The organism is Haemophilus haemolyticus, from assembly GCF_003493685.1.
GTDB lineage: Bacteria > Pseudomonadota > Gammaproteobacteria > Enterobacterales > Pasteurellaceae > Haemophilus > Haemophilus haemolyticus_O.
Genome location: NZ_QQJW01000011.1, coordinates 29,037 through 47,490, shown reverse-complemented (window position 1 = coordinate 47,490; position 18,454 = coordinate 29,037). Strand labels below are relative to the sequence as shown.

Below are 18,454 nucleotides of genomic sequence, written 5' to 3'. Positions count from 1 at the left end.
ATTAATGCAGTTACCACGTCACTCAATGATAAAAAATGAAATACCAAAAACTCGAAAATCAAGAAGCAAATTGGAAATGGATTTACCTAATTCGTAAACATCGCGAAGGGGAAAATATCACGCGTTATGAAGAACGCAGTTTGCAAGAAGCCAAAGCGCAAGAATTATTAGAATCCCAAAATTATCCTGAAAAAATTGAAGAATGGATTAAGAATCATCTTTCTCCGGCCTTACCAATTAAGCTTGATCAAGCTATTCGTGCACGCCGTAAACGCTTTTTTAATGGAGAAAAACAACATACCAAGAAAAAATCTATTGATTTGGAATATGCGGTTTGGCTACGTCTTTCTAAATATTCTAGAAAAATGAAAATGACGCTTTCGGAAACAATTACCTATATGATTGATGAAAGAGAAAGCAAAGCGCAATTTGAAAATCAAATGGCAGCAATGAAAACCAGTTTAAAGAATTTATTAAAATAAAAAAGACAAGCTGCAATTCTTGTCTTTTTGAGTTAGGACTAATAGAGAAAAATTTAGAGTATTCGCATTACTCTTGATTATCCACAAGTGGAATTATTTTCGTGGCATGAGATCCTTTGTCTCCGTGGATAACTTCAAATTGCACCTTTTGACCTGCTTTTAATGAACGATAACCGTCCATTTCAATCACTGAATAATGTGCAAAAATATCAGCATCCACGCCTTCTGCGGAAATGAAACCAAATCCTTTTGCATTATTGAACCATTTCACAACACCAATTTCCATAAAAGACCTCTCTAGGCTTCGCCTACTAAAACAATAAATCAATAAGACTCTCGCCTTATCACCTCGTATGGACGTTATATTTAAATATTTTGATCGGTTATGCAATGAGCAATATTCAAAAATGATAAGTAGATCACAAAAAATTTAATTTTCTGGAGTTTTTTTATCATTTTTATGAATTTCTCGTAGTGCTTTCGCCACTATTTGAATCGCTTCTCCGCTACTAATCCCTTTTGCCATAAGTTCTTGAATTTGTTCAACTGCTTTTTGTTGCTGTTCGTGTGTTAAGTTAATATCAAACATTTTCCCATCCAAATTGATTCATTAATTGATGCCATTGTTCATCTAAACCTGCTGTAATTGTTATTTGTTCTTTCGTTATTGGATGAATAAAAGACAAACTATCAGAATGTAAAAATAACCGAGAACAGCCAAGATGCATCATTAAGGCACGATTTTGATGCAAATCACCATATTGCGTATCACCTAAAATTGGGTGAAAAATATGTTTCATATGGCGACGTAATTGGTGTTTTCTGCCTGTATGAGGGATTAATTTAACTAAAGAATAACGTGTCGTTTGGTAACGTCCAACAGGATAAGGCATTTCGACTATTTTTAATCCTTCATAATCAGTAACGGCTTCTTGAGGCTCTTTATCTTCTTGAGAAAATTTATCTGCGATTTTATCCAATTGGATTTTTAGTGGATAATCTATCCGCTCTTTTCCCTGTAGATACCCTCGTACTACAGCCAAATAAGATTTCTGAACGCACTTTTGTTCAAACTGTTCACACATTAGATTCGCAATTTCACTGCTCAATGCAAATAACAACACGCCAGATGTCGGTCGATCTAAACGATGAATAGGAAATACATGTTGACCAATTTGATCTCGCAAAGTTTGCATCACAAATTGAGTTTCGTGAGGATCTAACCAACTGCGATGAACCAACATACCAGCAGGCTTATTCACCGCAACGAGAAACTCATCTTGATATAAAATTTCTAACATTCTTTCTTGTTCAGAAGTTCTTCTAAAGCAACCAAAGGAGTTAATAGTTGTTGTAACTCATCAAATTCCTTCATTGCTTCTTCAATATAAGGCGAAATGGCAATTTTATTTGGCAAGGCTGAACCACTTTCTAATAATGCCTGCATGCGTGGAATAAATACCCACTGTAGCCATTCTTCGGCAGACATCGTATCAATTGAAAAAGGTTCTTCACTTAAAAAAGCCTCAGCAGCAGGTGGCATAGTTTGCCATAAATTAAGCTGCTGCATGGTAATTTGAAGCTGTTCAAGATGCTGTTTAGTTTGATTACGCATATTTTATATCCTAATTAATGAATGTTTTTTGCAAACACACGCACATTTGAAAAACCATTTTCTTTCAAATATAAGGCTTGTAATTTGCTCATCACACCACGTTCACAATACAACACGTAATTTTTACTTTGATCAAGGCTACCAAATTGAGAGGAAAGTTTGTAGAACGGCATTTGAATGACGTCATGTGTATCTGATTCAAATGGATTTTCATCCGTTTCTTCTGGGCTACGAATATCCAAAATCACTTCATTTTCACCCAATACAGAAATTGCCTCGACTTCCACGACTTCTTTTTCTGTTTCTTCTGCGATCTGGCGAATATCTAAATATTTCGCATTTTGCACCGCACTTTCAAGAATCTCAAAATTAAAATGCCCTTCTTCTTCAAGAATCTTTTCACGAACCGCTTTGATCGTAGGATTTTTTGAAATGACACCACAAAATTCAGGCATAGATTTTGCAATATCGTCAGTACCAATTTCTTTCGCCATCGCGATAATTTGTTCTTTATCATGCGTAATTAACGGGCGTAATACTAAGGCATCAGCGGCTTCATCAATCAAGCGTAAATTGGTTAAAGTTTGGCTAGAAACTTGCCCTAAAGCCTCCCCTGTCACAATCGCTTCAATATTGAAACGTTGAGCGACTTTACTTGCGGCACGCACCATCATCCGTTTTAATACAACGCCCATTTGACCGTTATCGACTTTCTCTAAAATCTCACCGACAACCCCTTCAAAGTTAATCGCAATAAAGCGTACTTTATGTGAAGAGCTATAGCGTTGCCAAATATGATAAGCCATTTGTTTAACGCCAATTTCATGAGCTGCACCGCCAAGATTAAAGAAACAATAATGAACTCGGGAACCACGACGAATCAACATATAACTCGATACGCCTGAATCAAATCCCCCAGAAATCAAAGAAAGCACATCCTCTTGCGTCCCAATCGGATAACCGCCAATACCAGCGTGACGTGCTTTAACTAACATCATTTTGTCATCTTCAATATCAATACGAACAGTCACATCTGGATTTTTCAACCGCACTTTTGCGCTTTCAATATGTTGATTTAATCCACCGCCGATATAACGTTCTGCTTCAATCGAACTAAATTTATGTTTTCCTTTACGTTTTACTCGAACGCAAAAGGTTTTGCCTTGAAGTTGTTGCGCGACATCAGTAAGCGTCAATTCAAAAATATGATGTAAATCGGTAAACGGTTTTTCTTCAACTTCCAAAAAATGATGAATACCAGGAATACGTTGTAACAAGGCGATTAATTCTTCACGATTTTCTTCATTTTTTGACCGCACTTCAATGTAATCCCAGTGACGTACAACAGCAGTTTCTTCATCATATTTCTGTAAAATATTGCGGATATTAGAGGTTAAAATTTTTGCGAAACGTTTACGCACAGTTTCGCTTTTAATCATAATTTCAGGAAAAAGTTTAACGATAAATTTCATATAAATAGCTTAGGTATTTCTTGGGTATTTAAAGTGGCGAGTATTTTACGCAAAGATAGTGAAAAGTCCACTGGTCCTAGCTTGAAATAAATTTTTAACAACTCAAGTAAAATACAGTACAATGGCAAGCAATTTTTACCGTGAAAAAGGATGATTCCATGGCGCGTAAACCCGCATCTTCACAAGATTTTGAAACAACGTTAGCGCAGTTAGAAAATATTGTTACACATTTAGAAAATGGCGATCTACCATTAGAAGAAGCGTTAAAAGAATTTGAACAAGGTGTGCAACTCGCTAAGTTAGGACAAGAACGTTTACAACAAGCAGAACAACGTATTCAGATCTTATTGCAAAAAACAGAAGATGCCCCACTGAACGATTATGAAGGGAATGCTTAATGGGTCACTTTTCTGAAGAATTACAACAGGTTCAAACTCGTATTAACCACTTTTTAGAAGCTCAATTTGAGGGAATTGAAAGTCATAATGCGCCTTTACTTCACGCGATGAAATACGCATTATTACTTGGTGGCAAACGAGTTCGACCTTTCTTAGTTTACGCAACAGGTCAAATGCTTGGCGCAGAGAAACAAACCTTAGATTACGCTGCTGCGGCCATTGAAGCCATTCATGCCTATTCCTTAATTCACGATGATTTACCTGCAATGGATGATGACAATCTACGTCGTGGGCACCCTACTTGTCATATCCAATTTGATGAAGCTACGGCTATTCTTGCTGGCGATGCCCTTCAAAGTTTTGCTTTTGAAATGTTAACTAAAACGCCAAATATTTCTTCTGAACAAAAACTGGATTTAGTTCAAATTTTAGCACAAGGCGCTGGCGTACAAGGAATGTGCTTAGGGCAAAGTTTAGATCTTATCTCTGAACATAAACAAATTAGTTTAAGCGAATTAGAATTAATCCATCGTAATAAAACGGGCGCATTGCTGATTGCTGCATTAAAATTAGGTTTTATTTGTTCTCCGCATTTTGCCGACAAAACGTTAGAACAATCCTTAACACAATATGCGGAAGCTATTGGCTTAGCCTTTCAAGTTCAAGATGATATTTTAGATATTGAAGGTGATAGCGCAGAAATTGGCAAACAAGTCGGCGCCGATCTTGATTTAGATAAAAGTACATATCCAAAATTACTTGGGTTAAGCGGCGCAAAACAAAAAGCGCAAGATCTATATCAAAGTGCTTTGTCTGAATTAGAAAAAATTCCTTTTGATACAACCGCACTTCGTGCATTAGCTGAATTCATTATTACTAGAAAAAGTTAATACCGACCGCATCAATGCTCACAAAGTGCGGTCAAAAATTATAACGTTTTTAAAATGACTAACAATATGAACAATTACCCCTTATTATCTTTGATTAATTCACCAGAAGATTTACGTCTTTTAAATAAAGATCAGCTACCACAACTCTGCCAAGAATTACGCAGTTATCTTTTAGAATCAGTTAGTCAAACTAGCGGGCATTTAGCATCAGGTTTAGGCACTGTAGAGCTAACTGTTGCACTACATTACGTGTATAAAACACCATTTGATCAGTTAATTTGGGATGTTGGACATCAAGCCTATCCACACAAAATTTTAACGGGTCGTCGAGATCAAATGTCCACAATTCGCCAAAAAGACGGTATTCATCCTTTCCCTTGGCGTGAAGAAAGTGAATTTGACGTATTAAGCGTTGGCCACTCCTCTACTTCTATTAGTGCTGGATTAGGTATTGCTGTCGCCGCAGAACGAGAAAATACAGGTAGAAAAACGGTATGTGTCATCGGTGATGGCGCAATTACTGCAGGCATGGCTTTTGAAGCGCTGAATCACGCAGGTTCACTTCACACTGATATGTTGGTCATTTTAAATGACAATGAAATGTCTATTTCAGAAAATGTTGGCGCATTGAATAATCACCTTGCTCGTATTTTCTCTGGTTCTATCTACTCCACATTACGAGATGGAAGTAAAAAAATTCTCGATAAAGTTCCACCTGTAAAAAACTTTATGAAAAAAACCGAAGAACATATGAAAGGAGTGATGTTCTCACCAGAAAGTACATTATTTGAAGAACTCGGTTTTAATTATATTGGCCCAGTGGATGGTCATAACATTGATGAATTAGTGGCAACACTTACGAATATGCGTAATCTGAAAGGCCCACAATTCTTACATATAAAAACAAAAAAAGGTAAAGGATACGCGCCCGCAGAAAAAGATCCAATTGGTTTCCACGGCGTACCAAAATTTGACCCAATCAGTGGTGAATTGCCTAAACATAATACTAAGCCAACTTATTCGAAAATTTTTGGTGATTGGCTATGCGAAATGGCAGAAAAAGATTCCAAGATTATTGGTATCACACCTGCAATGCGCGAAGGTTCTGGCATGGTGGAGTTTTCTCAGCGTTTCCCAGAACAATATTTTGATGTGGCAATTGCAGAGCAACACGCCGTCACGTTTGCTACTGGACTCGCTATTGGCGGATATAAACCTATCGTCGCAATTTACTCGACATTTTTACAACGTGCTTACGATCAATTAATTCACGATGTTGCCATTCAAAATCTTCCTGTGCTATTTGCGATTGATCGAGCAGGGATAGTTGGCGCAGATGGTCCCACACACCAAGGGGCATTTGATCTCAGCTTTATGCGTTGCATTCCAAATATGATTATCATGACACCAAGTGATGAAAATGAATGCCGTCAAATGCTCTATACAGGTTATCAATGCGGGAAACCAGCGGCAGTGCGTTATCCTCGCGGAAATGCCATTGGTGTTGAACTAACACCTTTAGAAATACTTCCTATCGGTAAATCACGTTTAATTCGAGAAGGTCAAAAAATTGCGATTTTAAACTTTGGTACTCTGCTACCTTCTGCGTTAGAGGCATCAGAAAAACTTAATGCCACTGTTGTCGATATGCGTTTTGTGAAACCGATTGATATTGAAATGATTAATGTGCTTGCTCAAACTCACGATTATTTGGTCACATTAGAAGAAAATGCAATTCAAGGTGGAGCGGGATCTGCTATTGCGGAAGTGCTAAATTCATCTGGAAAATCGACCGCACTTTTACAGCTTGGTTTACCTGATTATTTTATTCCTCAGGCAACACAGCAAGAGGCATTGAAAGATTTAGGATTAGATTCAAAAGGAATTGAAGAAAAAATTCTTAACTTTATTGAAAAACAAGGTAATTTATAAAAATAAACGCGATGATAACTTCATCGCGTTTTTTCTTAATCAACAATTCTTAAATGGGAAACTGATTTTGTTTTCTTTTTTTCTTCTCGTTTTCTAGGGCTATCTACAGCCTCATGAAAACCTGTTGGTTGTTCTGTATCTGGCTCAGAATTAAGTTCATCGTAAACCTCTTCTGGCTCAAACATCACGCCATCACCATTTTCACGAGCATAGATCGCAAGCGCTGCGCCCATTGGAATATAGAGTTCACGAGAGACACCTTTAAATCGGGCGTTAAACTGGATGAAATCATTTGTAAGCTGTAAATTACCCGTAGCATTGGCAGACAAGTTCAATACAATCTGCCCATCTTTTACATATTCGACAGGAACATTCACGCCTAAGTAAGTCGCATCAACAACTAAATAAGGCGTAAAACTATTATCTACTAGCCAATCATAATAGGCGCGTAATAAATAAGGGCGCTTAGGAGAAGCTTTGTATTCCATTATTTATCATCCATTAAATTTTTTGGTGCAGCCTCACCTACAGACTGCAAAAATGAATCTCGACTAAATACACGATCCATATATCCCTTAATCGGTTTACTACCTGGACCTGTAAATTCGACGCCTAAATGTTTTAATTTCCATAATAATGGTGCAACGTAACAATCTACTAAACCAAACTCTTCATTCATGAAATAAGGCGTTTGCTGAAAAACTGGTGTAATCGCTAAAAGTTCTTCTTTTAATTGTTTAAGCGCTTCAGCTTTTTCACTTTCTGTACCATTTTCTGCTTTCTTGAGAGTTGGATACCAATCTTGTTCAATTCGTAACATCAAAAGGCGATCTTTTGCTCGAGAAACTGGATACACTTGCATTAATGGTGGATGCGGAAAACGCTCGTCAAGATATTCCATAATAATTCGCGAACTAAACAAAACAAGATCACGATCAACTAACGTAGGCACCGTAGCATACGGATTTAATTCCATTAAATCTTCTGGTAATGCTTGCAAATCAACTTCTTCGTTCTCATAAAGTACACCTTTTTCAGCTAAAACAATTTTTACCTGATGACAGTAAATATCATCTTTATTTGAAAAAAGAGTCATTACTGAACGTTTACTTGATGCGCTGGACATTTATTCCTCCGAAGATCCAAAAATATTCTATATTTTACAAGGGGTGTGTATTCTACCACAAAGCGTAAGTCATTTGCCAAATAATTCTTTTTTATTGTTTTATAATCAATAAGTTAGATAACAAAAAAGCAGAGATTTCTCTCTGCTTTTCTTTTTCGAAACGAAAATAAAAATTAACGTTTTGAGTATTGTGGACGACGACGTGCTTTGTGTAAACCCACTTTTTTACGTTCAACGCGACGTGCGTCACGAGTAACGAAACCAGCTGCACGAAGTGCTGGGCGTAATGTTTCATCGTATTCCATCAATGCACGAGTGATACCGTGACGGATTGCACCCGCTTGACCAGAAATACCACCACCTTTAACAGTGATGTATAGGTCTAATTTATCAGTTAACTCAACCAATTCTAATGGCTGACGTACTACCATGCGCGCAGTTTCACGGCCGAAGTAAACGTCTAATTCACGTTGGTTGATAGTGATTTTACCACTGCCCGGTTTGATAAATACACGAGCTGAAGAGCTTTTGCGGCGACCTGTGCCGTAGTTTTGATTCTCTGCCATTTTCTAAACCTCGTGATTAAATATCTAATACTTGTGGTTGTTGTGCAGCGTGTTGGTGTTCAGCACCCGCGTACACTTTTAATTTACGGAACATTGCACGGCCTAATGGACCTTTTGGCAACATACCTTTAACCGCAATTTCAATCACTGCTTCAGGACGGCGAGCGATCATTTCTTTGAAAGTCGCTTGTTTAATACCACCTACATAGCCAGTGTGCCAGTAGTAAAGTTTATCTGTTTCTTTACGACCAGTTACTGCCACTTTGTCTGCGTTGATAACGATGATGTAATCACCTGTATCTACGTGTGGAGTGTACTCAGCCTTGTGTTTACCACGAAGACGACGTGCTAATTCAGTCGCTAAACGACCTAAAGTTTTACCTGTCGCATCTACTACGTACCAGTCGCGTTTAACCGTTTCTGGTTTTGCTACAAAAGTTTTCATTAATTAATTACCAAAAATTAGTTTGATACCCAGTGTTCTTATGAACACAACCATTGATCTTAATCGCCACCCCTTCGAGTGAGATCTCGATAAAATAATGTACGATGGGAATTCGCACATTTACAGGGTCGGTGTATTATACATATTTATTTCATGAATGCTAATTTTTTATGCAATATTTTAGTATTTTTGCCGAAACCTATTTACATTAACTAAATTAATGTTTTTAATGAATTTATTAAAATTGACTCATACATAAAGTTATTTTATTGTTAACTCAAATATCATCATACTAGCTATAGGAATTTTTATGAGCTACGCTAAAGAAATTGACACGCTTAATCAGCACATCGCTGACTTCAATAAAAAAATTAATGTTTCTTTTGAATTTTTCCCACCTAAAAATGAAAAAATGGAAACGCTTTTATGGGATTCTATTCATCGTTTAAAAGTGTTAAAACCTAAATTTGTTTCTGTTACTTACGGTGCAAACTCTGGCGAGCGTGACCGCACTCATAGTATTGTAAAAGCAATCAAACAAGAAACTGGCTTAGAGGCTGCTCCGCATTTAACTGGTATTGATGCCACCCCTGAAGAATTAAAACAAATTGCTAAAGATTACTGGGACAGTGGTATTCGTCGCATCGTTGCGTTACGCGGTGACGAACCAAAAGGATATGCTAAAAAACCATTTTATGCGTCAGATCTTGTGGAATTACTCCGTTCTGTCGCTGATTTTGATATTTCTGTAGCAGCTTATCCAGAAGTTCATCCAGAAGCAAAATCAGCACAAGCAGACTTGATTAATTTAAAACGTAAAATTGATGCAGGTGCAAATCATGTTATCACTCAATTTTTCTTTGATATTGAAAGCTACCTACGTTTCCGTGATCGTTGTGCATCAATTGGTATTGATACTGAAATCGTACCGGGCATTTTACCTGTAACTAACTTTAAACAGTTACAAAAAATGGCTTCTTTCACTAATGTGAAAATTCCTGCATGGCTTGTTAACGCTTATGAAGGATTAGACGATGATCAAACTACTCGTAATCTTGTAGCAGCTAGTGTTGCGATGGATATGGTGAAAATTTTATCTCGAGAAGGCGTGAATGACTTCCATTTCTATACACTAAATCGTAGTGAACTAACTTATGCAATTTGTCATATGTTAGGTGTAAGACCAGAATAACTTAAAGATAAAATATCTTTCTTCCATAAAATAAGGGCGTTATTTACGCCCTTATCTAAATATAAAAAACTTTAACCGCACTTTATTATTTGACTAACTCTGTTTGCATATACATTAATCGATCAATATCCGTCAAATAATGTCCTAATTCTTGCTCTTCTGGTTTATGTAAATAAGGAATTTTACCTAAAAGCGGCGCATCAATATGCTCAACAAGCAAATCAACAATTTCTGCATAGTGACTTAATAATGGATTAACTCGGTTAGCTATCCAACCCAATAACGGCACGCCTAGCTGTTGAATCGCTTGCACAGTTAACAACGCGTGATTCACACAACCATCTTTAATACCAACCACAAGAACCACAGGCATTTTTCGTTGTGCAACCCAATCAGCAAAACTTTTTCCCTCCGCCATTGGAGTCATTAAACCAAACGAGCCCTCAACCACCACAGACTGATAATTTTGATTTAATCGAGTTAAATCATGATTAATTTTATCTAACTTAATACGCGTCCTATCTTGTGTCAGCATCGGTGCGCTATGGCTAAATGTATAACTATTAATATCCTTGTAGGACACATTTTCTTTGGTAGAATCCATTAATGTTAATACATCTGAATTTGATAAATTATCATAATCTGATGTATTTTCTTCTTGCATCGCAGGGTAAATACTTTCCTCACCGCAACAAGCAATAGGTTTATAGCCAACCACTCGCACATCTTGTTTTTGCAAGGCTTGAATAATCGCGCGGGTTGCCGTGGTTTTTCCCACATTTGTATCTGTCCCCGCAACAAAAAAGCTACTCATTTTTCTCTCCTTTAAAAAGTGCGGTGGATTTTAAAAGAATTTTTCCTTTAAAAATTTGAGATAACGCAAACTTTCTCTTTTTCGTATCAAAAATAAACAATTTATTTGATCTCACTCAAGCTATTAAATAAACCATCATCTTGTTTTGGTATTTGCAAATAAAAGCCTTGTTGTTTAATTTTTTCCAATACCTCATTACAATCTACATTATGTAGAGGCTTGCTTCCCAGTAAATTAAACATCATCACTAATTCTGGTTTTCCAAAGTGGATCAGTAACACTTCTGGTACTTGAGAAAAATCCTCTCTTTTCGCAATATACAGATAGCTCCCTGGTTTCTTTTTACTTTTATAAATTGCACATAACATATTTTGTTTTCCTAAATAAAAAATCCCTATTAAATTTCTTTAACAGGGATTTTATCATTTAAATTGATTAAAGCATTATTTTGCGGCTTCTTTTACTGCATCAGCTGCTTGAGTTGCTTTTTCAGAAACGGATTCTTTAACTTCAGTCATTTTAGAAGTCGCAGAGTCTTTCATTTCGCTAACTTTAGCTGCTGCAGCATCTTTTACTTGTTCAACTTGTGCCATTGCTGCATCTTTAACTTCAGCAGCTTTCTCTACTGCAGTGTTTTTCACTTCAGTTGAAGCTTGTTTAGCAGCATCTTTAACATCAGCAACAGCATTAGTTGCTGCGTCTTTTGCTTCAGAAACCATTGATGTTGCCGCTTGTTTAGCTGCGTCAACTTTTTGTGCAGCTTCTTCTTTATCGAAACAACCAGTTACCGCTAAAGCTGAACCTAAAACTAATGCTAGTGTTAATTTTTTCATAATTTTCTCCATAGAATAAATCTTGATTACGGCAAAGCCCTATTGCACTGATGTGGCGTAGTTTACAGAAATTTTATTAAAATAAAATAACTAATACAAAAATTTACATTCCTGATAAATACATAAGTGTAAAAAAAGAGCATTAACACATTGATATTTAATATATTTTAAAAAAGTTTCATAGAAAAATTTTATTTTTTGTAAAGAAATATATATGAATATATGTTTTAGATTTAATCAATCTTATGAATTTGCTCTAGATGCTTGATGTATCAATATTTCTGATTTATTACCATCCCATAATAATTGAGCAATGGTTGCAGGATAAAATGGTATTGGATTTCGTTTTCCATACAGTTCAGCAACGATTTCTCCAACTAAAGGTAAATGAGAAATAATCAATACAGACTTAACCCCATCATGTTTCAGCACTTCTAAATAATCAATGACTGAATGCGCATGGCCATAAGGGGTTATTCCCTCCCAAGTTTCAAGTTTATTTTCTAACGCCAAATCAAACGCTTGATTAACTTGATGAAAGGTTTCTTGAGCTCTAACATAAGGGCTCACTAAAATACAATCTAGAGAATTAATTACTAGAGTGCTTAAATGCTGTTTTAACCATTCTCCTTGAGAAAAAGCTTGTTTAATACCATAAGCAGTTAAGCGACGAGCTTTATCACTATTAGCCATTACTTCAGCCTCGCCATGACGCATAATAAAAATATTCATTTTGCTTTCCTAAGTATTTGATAAAAATAAACCGCACTAAATAAAGTGCGGTTAAAAAATTAATGAGATTTAACTGCTTCTGCAATTTCTTCTGCACATTGTTGTGCAAGTGTGGCATCTTGACATTCCACCATAACGCGAATAAGTGGTTCCGTACCCGATTTACGCAATAAAATACGACCTTTGCCTTCTAAACGTTTTTCAACGTCTGCGGCAACAGATTTTACAGCGTCACTTTCAAGTGGATTATCCCCACCTGCAAAACGTACATTGATTAACACTTGTGGGAATAATTTAACCGCACTCGCTAATTCATTTAATGATAATTTATGCTGTGCCATTGCCGCCAATACAGCTAATGACGCAACAATGCCATCGCCAGTTGTATTTTTATCCGCAATGATAATATGTCCTGAATTCTCACCACCAAGCGTCCAATCATTTTCAACCATTTTTTCCAATACGTAACGGTCACCTACATTTGCACGTAAGAAAGGAACACCAAGCATTTTCAACGCAATCTCTAAGCTCATATTACTCATTAATGTGCCAACGACACCGCCTTTTAATTGACCTGAACGCAGTGCTTCACGCGCAATAATAAAGAGAATTTGGTCGCCATCGACTTTATTTCCTAAATGATCAACCATCATAATGCGGTCGCCATCACCATCATAAGCTAAACCAACATCAGCTTTCGTTTCAATAACCTTAGCTTGCAACGCTGTTACATCCGTTGCGCCACATTTTTCATTAATGTTCAAACCATTTGGATCCGTACCAATTTCAATAACTTCCGCACCAAGCTCTCTCAACACGTTAGGCGCAATATGATAGGTTGCACCATTTGCACAATCTACCACGATCTTATAACCTTCCAGGCCTAAGTGAGCTGGGAATGTGCCTTTACAAAACTCAATGTAGCGTCCTGCTGCATCATTAATACGACTTGCTTTACCTAATTCGGCAGATTCCACACAATCGATAGGTTGCTCTAACATTGCTTCGATGGCTTCTTCAATTTCATCAGGTAATTTAGTCCCTTTTGCTGAAAAGAATTTAATACCATTATCATAATAAGGATTATGAGAGGCTGAGATCACAATACCCGCTTCAGCACGGAAAGTTCTGGTCAAATAAGCAATAGCAGGTGTAGGCATAGGGCCGGTAAATGCAGCAGATAACCCCGCAGCAGCTAAACCTGCTTCAAGGGCTGATTCCAACATGTATCCAGAAATTCGGGTATCTTTACCGATTAAAACCATTTTAGAACCTTGAGAAGCCAATACTTTTCCAGCGGCCCAGCCTAATTTTAATGCGAAATCTGGTGTGATTGGATAAGTACCCACTTTTCCACGTACACCATCTGTTCCAAAATATTTACGATTTGCCATAATAAAATTCCTTTAATTTTTTATCGTTATAAAACCATCAGGCATTTTCTGTTGCCTGCCAAACTTTGAGCATATCTGATGTTGCTGCAACATCATGTACGCGTAAAATTTTTGCACCTTTTTGCGCAGCAATAAGCGCACCTGCCGCACTACCTATCACTCTCTGATCGACGGGTTTATCAAGCACCGCACCAATCATTGATTTGCGAGATAATCCCGCTAACACAGGATATCCACTATGACAAAATTCATTCAGATTTTGTAATAATTGATAATTATGCTGTACAGACTTACCAAAACAAAATCCCATGTCCCAAATTAAGTTTTCTTTTTTAACACCAGCAGAAAGACATTCATTAGTACGTTTCTGTAAAAAAGCGAATATATCTTGTACGACATTCTCATAATGAGGATTTGCCTGCATCGTTCTAGGTTGCCCTTGCATATGCATGATACAAACAGGTAAAGCTAGTTTTACTGCGGTTTCTAACGCATTTGGCTCTTGCAAAGCACGAATATCATTAATCAAATCCATTCCAACACTTGCTGCTTCACGCATCACAACTGCTTTTGAAGAATCGACAGAAATCCAGCAATCAAAACGGCTTCGCACCGCCTCCACTACTGGCACAACACGATGCAATTCTTCTTGTTCAGAGACTTCATCCGCATCATTATAAAGGAATGACGGACGCGTAGATTCACCACCAATATCAATAATTGTCGCCCCTTCTTCCAACATTTTTTCAACTTGAAAAAGCGCTTTATCCAAGCTAAAAAACTGTCCTCTATCAGAAAAAGAATCAGGCGTAAAATTAAGGATTCCCATAATCTTAGGAACGCTTAAATCAAGACATTTATTGTTCGCGTAAAGTTTCATAAAGTGCGGTGGATTTTTAGATTGATTTTAATCGGGCAATTATAGCGGAATACGTTCAAGAAAAAAATCATTAGGGAAAAATAAAGCCTTTCCGAAGAAAGGCTATTAACATAGAACGTAGAATGATTTATCTCAACTAGTTAAATTAGAAGCTGTATCTTAATCCTAAATTAACTTGCCAATCTTGTCTAATTAGATGTTTATTAGAACGCTGAACATCCAAGTAAATCTGTCTTCTTTTTTTCTTATTCTCATGGCTGATACCTACCCCGTAATTAAACCAATCATCCTTATTATTCATTTCTATTTTAGCTGTATTTAGATCATTAAGGACTGAGCCTAAAAATTCCTTATTATACATAAGCTTAATATAAGGGCTTAACACACTGTCTCCATAAAAATCTAATCCAGCTCTAAATCCAATACGTCCAATTAAACTATTTGAATTTTTAGTCATTGATTTCAAACCATTTGAAGAGCGAAGTGTATAATCATCTACAAATTGATAAATCAATTGCATTTCAGGTTGAATATAAAATGCTTTTTCTTTTTTCTGTAAAAGATAAGATCTTTTTCCAGTCTCAATAGATAATAAGTAAGAATTAATATTTGCATTATTTGATTTAATATTTTCATTAGAATAATTCACAATGTCGTATTTTCCTTTATACCGCATCATCTTACCGACTAAATCGATGTAAATATCATTATTTTTATTTAACCAGGTAGAATAAATACCAATGCCTTTACCTGATATTTTTGTTTTACCTTCAAAACGTTTAGGGTATGTGGAAGCATTTAGATTCTCGACTGAAATTCCGTTGTAATTAATCCAATTATTTCTTAAATTCAACCAATCAAAACCGGCTTTAATTCCCCAATAATGAGTATTAAAACTACCGATGGCGTCATTGGCAAAATTTGTATATTTTCCATTAACATGTTTAATCCAAGCATTATGAGGTTTTAAATCTGTTTTATCAAAATGGATTTCTCCAAGTCGCTGAACCAATGTTTCTGTATTCAATAAGTTGAGTTGATAGATGATACTATTAAAACTTAAGCTACTTTCTGCTCCTGGTGTTAATTTACCTTGGTTATTATTTTTCACAGGGTATAAATACCAGTTATTTTTATTTGGATCTGATAAAACTTCTGCATCAGTGCTTCTACCTAAGGTATACAAATACGCCCCCCTCTCAATGAAAGCTTTGTTATTTTGTGAGGCTGTATCATCAATAAGTATTCCTACTCGCCCATTAGGATTTTTTAATTTAAAAGTAGCTTTAAAATCATCCTCATTTCCTGAACTTTCTACAAGTTTTAAAACTTCTGTCCCACTAGATTTTGCTCCAGCCATATTTTCAAACTCTATATAGTGATCTCCTTCACTCTTATTTTTTATAGACAACAAATCTGTTACATCAGTTTGAACATTTCCTTGCATTTTAAATATTCCACCATTACCTTTTAAATTATCAACAGATAAATTAGCAGGAATATCTGTTTTAGAAAATTGAATTTTTGCTCCAGATAAAATATATAAATCATTTATTTTTGAATCAGTAGTCATTAACCAATCACTAGAATTAGCCAACTTCATATCTATAATTCCAGTACCATTATTCTCAGCAAGCCCTACTAAATAAGAATTTTCATTTAATAAATTTAAAGTAACTTTCCCTTTATTTGATGTAAAAATATTGCCTAAAATATTTACATCATCTTTACCAGCAACAGTTATTTCAGCATTTTTACCTTTAGAAACTAGAGCAGGATCTGATATAGCTCCATTAATAGCTAATTTCTTATTAAACGATATTATACTTTTTGAATCATCTGGTGCATTTTCTAGAGTTTCATTATTGACTGCTATTTTTTTGTTTCCATTGACACCCATAGTCATAGAAACATTCCCATTGAAAGTAGTTTCAGTTTTATTATTAGCATCTTTATGAATTTGAGAAATTCCATACCCACTAGATTCAGTATCAATTTGTATATCTACATTAGAATTTTCATCTGATGTAATAGTAGTTCCATTTCCTGTATTAGATTTATTTTTTTCTATTCTAAATCCATAAACATTATTTACCCCTATTGAATAAAAAGTATTCTCTCCTTTAAAATTTATAGTATTTTCTCCACTACCATTACTTGTATAACTACTTCCTATATTAATTCCATAAGAATAATTACCTACTGTGTTAATCTTTGTATTCTCTAATTCAAAATTATTTTTACCAAGATTTTCATCAGATATATCAATACTTCTTGCAACATAATTAGAATTAGTCGTTATATTAGTATTTTTTAACTTGATATTATTTTCTCCATTTGTAGAAGAAGTTTTAATTCCATATACCCAAGCACTAGTTCCATCATTACTGGTTTTTATTTCATTTTTATCTCCATTGAATTCTAAAATATTTTTACCATTTTCTTGTGCATCAAGAAACATACCCCAAATACTTCCATTCTTATTTGAAGTAATTAAATTCATATTTGAATTAAATAGTAACTTACTTTCTCCATTTGTAGTAGTCTTTGAATAAAGGTTAAGACTCTCAGCGTTGTTATCAGTAGAAGTATTTAATATTTCTGAAGTAAATGTTTTTCCTGCTTTACTTGTAACTTTTACCCCCCCCCAATTTGAGTATTTGATAAAAACCACAATTTTGTTGTTGTGTTTCCAGTCATCGAACTACCTACATTTCCTTCAAAAGTAAGTGTTGATCCTCCATTTTCTTTATCAATAGTATCTTTAGTGGAAACTGTTTTAAAACGATTTTCCTCTGTGTTTTGTAGACGAAATCCAGTTAATTGTAAATCATTTGTAGTAGATTGACTCTCCATTGTTAAATCATTTTTAAAAGTAAGATGCGATTCTCCACCACCATTACTTCTAGCAAAAAATACATTAACCCTTCTTTCTTCTAATCTTAAATTAGAATTATCTGGTATAGATTGTGCAGTAGTTTTTACAGTCGTTTTCTTTAATAAATTGACAATTGAAACTGGTTTTGTTACATCTCCAGCACTATTACCTTGTCCATCAACATCAAAAACATTAAATATAGAATAATAACGACTAGAATAATTTCTATGTGTAGTTATATCAACATTAAGCTCTGTATCAAAATTAAGTATAGTTTCAGATCTTTCAACATTCTTATTATTAGAATTATACACCTGTACTCCATCTTGCCAGCTAATTGGAGTGCCATCATCAACATGTATAATATTCAATTTCCCCGGAGTTTTTATTGTTGTTTCTGTTATATCTTTTTTTAAGTCATCTGTTGATGATGTTCTATTTCTAACATCAATTATCTTATTTATTGTACTTCCACCGGAATGTGGTTGCCAATTTTTTGTACCAATAATATCTCCGTCCTTATAATTAAATTCATACTTAATTTTATCAGATGTATCCTCAACTTTTTTACCATGACTATGTATATCTACAGTATCCCAATTATTTACAGTATCCGTATTTGCATCAAACGCCTGAACATGACTCCCTATTGTAACCATCGATAAAAAAAATAATGGACTTCTATTTTTCATGTGAACTCCTTATAAATTACATTACCTAAAAATAATCATTGCTGTTTGGTTATAATCATTCTATGCCTAAATAATGAACAGATCTATCTATTTCTGATAAAAATAAAGCCTTT

The 18,454-nt window shown here is 35.3% G+C and carries 22 protein-coding genes; 5 read left to right on the top strand and 17 right to left on the bottom strand.

The features are described 5' to 3' along the window. Positions 1-35: 35 nt before the first annotated feature. Entirely contained in the window at positions 36-482 is a 447-nt protein-coding gene (gene matP, locus DV434_RS08550; RefSeq protein WP_005628871.1) for a macrodomain Ter protein MatP, read from the top strand. Positions 483-549: 67 nt separating this feature from the next. Here matP and cspD read toward each other — a convergent pair whose 3' ends face one another. The 5 genes from cspD to thiI all read right to left on the bottom strand — a co-directional run bounded on the left by cspD (position 550) and on the right by thiI (position 3,569). Further along, entirely contained in the window at positions 550-768 is a 219-nt protein-coding gene (gene cspD / locus DV434_RS08545; protein WP_005628872.1) for a cold shock domain-containing protein CspD, read from the bottom strand. Between the two features lie 144 nt (positions 769-912). Then, the gene (locus DV434_RS08540; RefSeq protein ID WP_005628875.1) at positions 913-1,071 is read right to left on the bottom strand and encodes a YoaH family protein; all 159 of its coding nucleotides are present in this window, start codon (positions 1,069-1,071) and stop codon (positions 913-915) included. Further along, complete coding sequence (truC, locus tag DV434_RS08535) at positions 1,064-1,783, bottom strand: tRNA pseudouridine(65) synthase TruC (protein ID WP_118785760.1); 720 nt, start codon at positions 1,781-1,783, stop codon at positions 1,064-1,066. Before truC ends, DV434_RS08540 begins: the two co-directional genes overlap by 8 nt. After that, the gene (locus tag DV434_RS08530; RefSeq protein ID WP_046942853.1) at positions 1,777-2,097 is read right to left on the bottom strand and encodes a YqcC family protein; all 321 of its coding nucleotides are present in this window, start codon (positions 2,095-2,097) and stop codon (positions 1,777-1,779) included. Before DV434_RS08530 ends, truC begins: the two co-directional genes overlap by 7 nt. A gap of 14 nt (positions 2,098-2,111) precedes the next feature. Further along, positions 2,112-3,569 carry a tRNA uracil 4-sulfurtransferase ThiI gene (gene thiI / locus DV434_RS08525; protein WP_118785759.1) on the bottom strand — a complete coding sequence of 486 codons (1,458 nt, stop codon included), beginning with the start codon at positions 3,567-3,569 and terminating at the stop codon, positions 2,112-2,114. Between the two features lie 158 nt (positions 3,570-3,727). On the opposite strand from thiI, the gene xseB reads away from it, so the two are divergent. The 3 genes from xseB to dxs are packed head-to-tail and all read left to right on the top strand — an operon-like array spanning position 3,728 to position 6,789. Then, complete coding sequence (gene xseB / locus DV434_RS08520) at positions 3,728-3,967, top strand: exodeoxyribonuclease VII small subunit (RefSeq protein WP_005628882.1); 240 nt, start codon at positions 3,728-3,730, stop codon at positions 3,965-3,967. Beyond that, positions 3,967-4,857, top strand: coding sequence for a (2E,6E)-farnesyl diphosphate synthase (gene ispA, locus DV434_RS08515; RefSeq protein WP_118785758.1), 891 nt, complete (start codon positions 3,967-3,969; stop codon positions 4,855-4,857). The genes xseB and ispA overlap by 1 nt, the downstream gene beginning before the upstream one ends. A 54-nt stretch (positions 4,858-4,911) precedes the next feature. After that, the gene (gene dxs / locus DV434_RS08510) at positions 4,912-6,789 is read left to right on the top strand and encodes a 1-deoxy-D-xylulose-5-phosphate synthase (protein ID WP_118785757.1); all 1,878 of its coding nucleotides are present in this window, start codon (positions 4,912-4,914) and stop codon (positions 6,787-6,789) included. A gap of 35 nt (positions 6,790-6,824) precedes the next feature. On the opposite strand, the gene DV434_RS08505 is transcribed toward dxs, so the two are convergent. The 4 genes from DV434_RS08505 to rplM all read right to left on the bottom strand — a co-directional run bounded on the left by DV434_RS08505 (position 6,825) and on the right by rplM (position 8,926). Then, positions 6,825-7,277 carry a ClpXP protease specificity-enhancing factor gene (locus DV434_RS08505; RefSeq protein WP_114909054.1) on the bottom strand — a complete coding sequence of 151 codons (453 nt, stop codon included), beginning with the start codon at positions 7,275-7,277 and terminating at the stop codon, positions 6,825-6,827. Continuing rightward, positions 7,277-7,915, bottom strand: a complete 639-nt coding sequence (gene sspA, locus DV434_RS08500) for a stringent starvation protein SspA (protein ID WP_005633569.1) — start codon at positions 7,913-7,915, stop codon at positions 7,277-7,279. The genes DV434_RS08505 and sspA overlap by 1 nt, the downstream gene beginning before the upstream one ends. Before the next feature lie 173 nt (positions 7,916-8,088). Beyond that, positions 8,089-8,481, bottom strand: coding sequence for a 30S ribosomal protein S9 (gene rpsI / locus DV434_RS08495; RefSeq protein ID WP_005631594.1), 393 nt, complete (start codon positions 8,479-8,481; stop codon positions 8,089-8,091). A gap of 16 nt (positions 8,482-8,497) precedes the next feature. Then, positions 8,498-8,926 (bottom strand): 50S ribosomal protein L13, encoded by a 429-nt coding sequence (gene rplM / locus DV434_RS08490; RefSeq protein WP_005628896.1) that lies wholly within the window; start codon positions 8,924-8,926, stop codon positions 8,498-8,500. A gap of 310 nt (positions 8,927-9,236) precedes the next feature. Here rplM and metF point away from each other — a divergent pair, with 310 nt between their 5' ends. Beyond that, complete coding sequence (gene metF / locus DV434_RS08485) at positions 9,237-10,118, top strand: methylenetetrahydrofolate reductase (RefSeq protein WP_118800398.1); 882 nt, start codon at positions 9,237-9,239, stop codon at positions 10,116-10,118. Positions 10,119-10,203: 85 nt separating this feature from the next. Here the strand turns inward: metF and bioD are convergent, their stop codons facing one another. The 8 genes from bioD to DV434_RS08445 form a co-directional block, all read right to left on the bottom strand. Further along, positions 10,204-10,932: a dethiobiotin synthase gene (gene bioD, locus DV434_RS08480; protein ID WP_118811585.1), complete on the bottom strand. Its 729-nt coding sequence runs from the start codon at positions 10,930-10,932 to the stop codon at positions 10,204-10,206. 101 nt (positions 10,933-11,033) lie between these two features. Beyond that, positions 11,034-11,300: a YcgL domain-containing protein gene (locus DV434_RS08475; RefSeq protein ID WP_118811584.1), complete on the bottom strand. Its 267-nt coding sequence runs from the start codon at positions 11,298-11,300 to the stop codon at positions 11,034-11,036. A gap of 75 nt (positions 11,301-11,375) precedes the next feature. Next, complete coding sequence (locus DV434_RS08470) at positions 11,376-11,777, bottom strand: hypothetical protein (protein WP_118811583.1); 402 nt, start codon at positions 11,775-11,777, stop codon at positions 11,376-11,378. A 231-nt stretch (positions 11,778-12,008) separates the two neighbouring features. After that, on the bottom strand, positions 12,009-12,497 hold the full coding sequence (gene sixA / locus DV434_RS08465) for a phosphohistidine phosphatase SixA (RefSeq protein WP_118811582.1): 489 nt from the start codon (positions 12,495-12,497) through the stop codon (positions 12,009-12,011). A gap of 59 nt (positions 12,498-12,556) precedes the next feature. After that, on the bottom strand, positions 12,557-13,891 hold the full coding sequence (glmM, locus tag DV434_RS08460; RefSeq protein WP_118795790.1) for a phosphoglucosamine mutase: 1,335 nt from the start codon (positions 13,889-13,891) through the stop codon (positions 12,557-12,559). A 37-nt stretch (positions 13,892-13,928) separates the two neighbouring features. Further along, positions 13,929-14,771, bottom strand: a complete 843-nt coding sequence (folP, locus tag DV434_RS08455; RefSeq protein WP_118811581.1) for a dihydropteroate synthase — start codon at positions 14,769-14,771, stop codon at positions 13,929-13,931. Between the two features lie 145 nt (positions 14,772-14,916). Then, positions 14,917-17,445: an autotransporter outer membrane beta-barrel domain-containing protein gene (locus DV434_RS08450; protein WP_153065762.1), complete on the bottom strand. Its 2,529-nt coding sequence runs from the start codon at positions 17,443-17,445 to the stop codon at positions 14,917-14,919. Then, a complete protein-coding gene (locus tag DV434_RS08445; RefSeq protein WP_118811579.1) occupies positions 17,409-18,341 on the bottom strand; it encodes a hypothetical protein in 933 nt (310 codons plus the stop codon). The genes DV434_RS08450 and DV434_RS08445 overlap by 37 nt, the downstream gene beginning before the upstream one ends. Positions 18,342-18,454: the final 113 nt, after the last annotated feature.

Coding starts and splice junctions, on each gene's coding strand:
- glmM (WP_118795790.1), bottom strand. CDS start 13,891: ATGGCAAATCGTAAATATTTTGGAACAGATGGTGTACGTGGAAAAGTG.
- metF (WP_118800398.1), top strand. CDS start 9,237: ATGAGCTACGCTAAAGAAATTGACACGCTTAATCAGCACATCGCTGAC.
- xseB (WP_005628882.1), top strand. CDS start 3,728: ATGGCGCGTAAACCCGCATCTTCACAAGATTTTGAAACAACGTTAGCG.
- cspD (WP_005628872.1), bottom strand. CDS start 768: ATGGAAATTGGTGTTGTGAAATGGTTCAATAATGCAAAAGGATTTGGT.
- DV434_RS08470 (WP_118811583.1), bottom strand. CDS start 11,777: ATGGAGAAAATTATGAAAAAATTAACACTAGCATTAGTTTTAGGTTCA.
- DV434_RS08505 (WP_114909054.1), bottom strand. CDS start 7,277: ATGGAATACAAAGCTTCTCCTAAGCGCCCTTATTTATTACGCGCCTAT.
- rplM (WP_005628896.1), bottom strand. CDS start 8,926: ATGAAAACTTTTGTAGCAAAACCAGAAACGGTTAAACGCGACTGGTAC.
- ispA (WP_118785758.1), top strand. CDS start 3,967: ATGGGTCACTTTTCTGAAGAATTACAACAGGTTCAAACTCGTATTAAC.
- folP (WP_118811581.1), bottom strand. CDS start 14,771: ATGAAACTTTACGCGAACAATAAATGTCTTGATTTAAGCGTTCCTAAG.
- DV434_RS08530 (WP_046942853.1), bottom strand. CDS start 2,097: ATGCGTAATCAAACTAAACAGCATCTTGAACAGCTTCAAATTACCATG.
- dxs (WP_118785757.1), top strand. CDS start 4,912: ATGACTAACAATATGAACAATTACCCCTTATTATCTTTGATTAATTCA.
- matP (WP_005628871.1), top strand. CDS start 36: ATGAAATACCAAAAACTCGAAAATCAAGAAGCAAATTGGAAATGGATT.
- sixA (WP_118811582.1), bottom strand. CDS start 12,497: ATGAATATTTTTATTATGCGTCATGGCGAGGCTGAAGTAATGGCTAAT.
- thiI (WP_118785759.1), bottom strand. CDS start 3,569: ATGAAATTTATCGTTAAACTTTTTCCTGAAATTATGATTAAAAGCGAA.
- rpsI (WP_005631594.1), bottom strand. CDS start 8,481: ATGGCAGAGAATCAAAACTACGGCACAGGTCGCCGCAAAAGCTCTTCA.
- bioD (WP_118811585.1), bottom strand. CDS start 10,932: ATGAGTAGCTTTTTTGTTGCGGGGACAGATACAAATGTGGGAAAAACC.
- DV434_RS08445 (WP_118811579.1), bottom strand. CDS start 18,341: ATGAAAAATAGAAGTCCATTATTTTTTTTATCGATGGTTACAATAGGG.
- truC (WP_118785760.1), bottom strand. CDS start 1,783: ATGTTAGAAATTTTATATCAAGATGAGTTTCTCGTTGCGGTGAATAAG.
- DV434_RS08540 (WP_005628875.1), bottom strand. CDS start 1,071: ATGTTTGATATTAACTTAACACACGAACAGCAACAAAAAGCAGTTGAA.
- sspA (WP_005633569.1), bottom strand. CDS start 7,915: ATGTCCAGCGCATCAAGTAAACGTTCAGTAATGACTCTTTTTTCAAAT.
- DV434_RS08475 (WP_118811584.1), bottom strand. CDS start 11,300: ATGTTATGTGCAATTTATAAAAGTAAAAAGAAACCAGGGAGCTATCTG.